Genomic DNA, 2,611 nt, shown 5'->3' with positions numbered 1-2,611 from the left:
ATACTGTCATCCCACATCATGAGACAACAGGCTGTGGGGCAGGGAAGCTCATCGCCACGCCAGAAGAGGGGAGAATGGGTCGACCATGGGGCGCACACTTGCGGAAAAGGTCTGGGACGCCCACGTGGTGCGGCGCGCCGACGGCGAACCGGATCTGCTGTACATCGATCTGCACCTGGTTCACGAGGTCACCTCGCCGCAGGCGTTCGAGGCCCTGCGGCTGGCCGGGCGGCCCGTGCGGCGTCCGGAGCTGACCCTCGCCACCGAGGATCACAACGTCCCCACCACCGACACGCTGGCGCCGATCGCCGATCCGATCTCGGCGGCTCAGGTGGAGGCGCTGCGGAAGAACTGCGCCGAGTTTGGGGTGCGGCTGTACCCGATGAACGACCCGGGCCAGGGCATCGTGCACGTCGTCGGCCCACAGCTCGGGCTGTCCCAGCCCGGCATGACGATCGTTTGCGGTGACAGCCACACCTCCACCCATGGCGCGTTCGGGGCGCTGGCTTTCGGGATCGGCACCAGCCAGGTCGAGCACGTCCTCGCGACCCAGACGTTGCCGCAGCGCAGGCCGAAGACGACGGCGATCACCGTGGCAGGCGACCTGCCCGTCGGGGTCACCGCGAAGGATCTCATCCTGGCGATCATTGCGCGGATCGGCACCGGCGGTGGTGCCGGCCACGTCATCGAGTACCGCGGTGCGGCGATCCGGGCCCTGCCGATGGAGGGCCGGATGACGGTCTGCAACATGTCCATCGAGGCCGGCGCGCGCGCCGGGATGATCGCGCCCGACGACGTCACGTTCGAGTATCTCGCCGGGCGGCCGCATGTCGCCACCGGTGCCGCCTGGGAGGAAGCGGTGGCCTACTGGCGTACCCTCGCCTCCGACTCCGACGCGGCCTTCGACCGGGAGGTCGTGATCGATGCCGTGAGCCTCACGCCCTACGTCACCTGGGGCACCAACCCGGGCCAGGCCGCACCGCTCGGATCGCTGGTTCCCGCGCCCGCCGACTACCCGGACGCGGCCGCGCGGGCCTCGGTCGAACGAGCGCTGACCTACATGGGCCTCACCCCCGGCACCCCGTTGTCCGACGTCGCCGTCGACACGGTGTTCATCGGATCGTGCACCAACGGGCGCCTGAGCGACCTGCGCGCCGCCGCCGACGTGCTGCGCGGCCGGCGGGTGAGCGAGGGGGTCCGGGTCCTGGTCGTTCCCGGCTCCATGGCGGTGAAGGCGCAGGCCGAGGCGGAGGGGCTCGACGAGGTCTTTCGGGCTGCGGGAGCGCAGTGGCGCAGCGCCGGCTGTTCGATGTGCCTCGGCATGAACCCCGACACGCTCCGGCCCGGCGAGCGCAGTGCCTCGACGTCGAACCGCAACTTCGAAGGCCGGCAGGGGCCGGGTGGGCGCACCCATCTCGTCTCGCCCGCGGTCGCCGCGGCCACCGCCGTGACCGGTCGGCTGACCGCTCCGGCGGATCTGTAGCGCGCCCGGCGTGGATCGTCGGTCCACGCACGACGGCGACCGTCGTTCATCCACGACTTCTTCGAGAGGGGAGCGTTTCCGCGATGGAGGCGTTCACGATTCACACCGGGCGCGCGGTGCCGCTGCGCCGCAGCGACGTCGATACCGATCAGATCATTCCGAGTGAGTGGCTCAAGCGGATCGAGCGGACGGGGTTCGGCGCCGGCCTGTTCGCGCAGTGGCGCGCCGACGACGGCTTCGTGCTGAACAACCCGGTGTACGCCGCGGCGTCGATCCTGCTGGCCGGCCCGGACTTCGGCACCGGTTCCTCGCGGGAGCACGCCGTCTGGGCGCTGCAGGACTATGGGTTCGGTGCCGTGCTCTCGCCCCGGTTCGCGGACATCTTCCGCGGCAACGCCCTCGGCAACGGACTGTTGCCGGTGCAGCTGCCGGCTGAGACGGTCGAGGCACTCATGTCCGCCGTCGAGGCGGATCCCACGATCGAGATCACTGTTGATCTCGTTGCGCGCGAGGTCCGGGGCGCGGGGCTGGTGGCCACCTTCGACCTCGACGACTTCACCCGCTGGCGGTTGATGGAGGGGCTCGACGACGTCGGGCTGACCCTTCGCCACGAAGAGATGATCACCTCTTTCGAGGCTGGCCGGCCCGCCTGGTCGCCGACCACCGCCTAACGCCCGGGGCTGTCACCCGGTCACCGGTGTCCGGGTGCGCCGGTTCCCGAGTACGCACCATCCGCCGGGACAGGGTCGGATCCGGTCCTGGCCGAGGGTTCACGGTGGCGCGTGTCATATCTCACATTCGGGAGGGTGAGATGGGTGGCGGGCGCATCGGGGGGAATTGATCGTCTCCGAGGGGGATGAATCGACTGTCGCGGCTGGCGTCCGGGCAGCTACCCATCGGAGTGGTATCGGCGAGGCCGGGGGCATCCGGCTACCAAAGGGTGACATTGCGCCCAAACCGAAAGGCAATTCTCGCTACTGAACGTAATGAATCTGCCGAACGGGCTATGCCGGCCGGACCCTACGCATCCCGTCGCCCACCGGAGCGAACCCGTTGACGTGCGGGTTTGTGTGACGCGACACGCTCACGGGAATTGCCCTCGACAGTGGAGATGCCTACGGTGCAGCG

Annotated in this window: 2 protein-coding genes; both read left to right on the top strand. The window is 69.5% G+C overall.

The genetic code is table 11. The features are described 5' to 3' along the window. The first annotated feature begins 85 nt into the window (after positions 1 to 85). A complete protein-coding gene (gene leuC, locus ACY45C_RS02945; RefSeq protein WP_462186121.1) occupies positions 86 to 1,483 on the top strand; it encodes a 3-isopropylmalate dehydratase large subunit in 1,398 nt (465 codons plus the stop codon). Positions 1,484 to 1,566: 83 nt separating this feature from the next. After that, a complete protein-coding gene (leuD, locus tag ACY45C_RS02940) occupies positions 1,567 to 2,154 on the top strand; it encodes a 3-isopropylmalate dehydratase small subunit (protein ID WP_462186120.1) in 588 nt (195 codons plus the stop codon). Positions 2,155 to 2,611: the final 457 nt, after the last annotated feature.

The organism is Frankia sp. CcWB2 (genome assembly GCF_977927585.1).
Note: the sequence above shows the minus strand (reverse complement) of the source record. Positions and strands in the feature narration are given on the sequence as shown.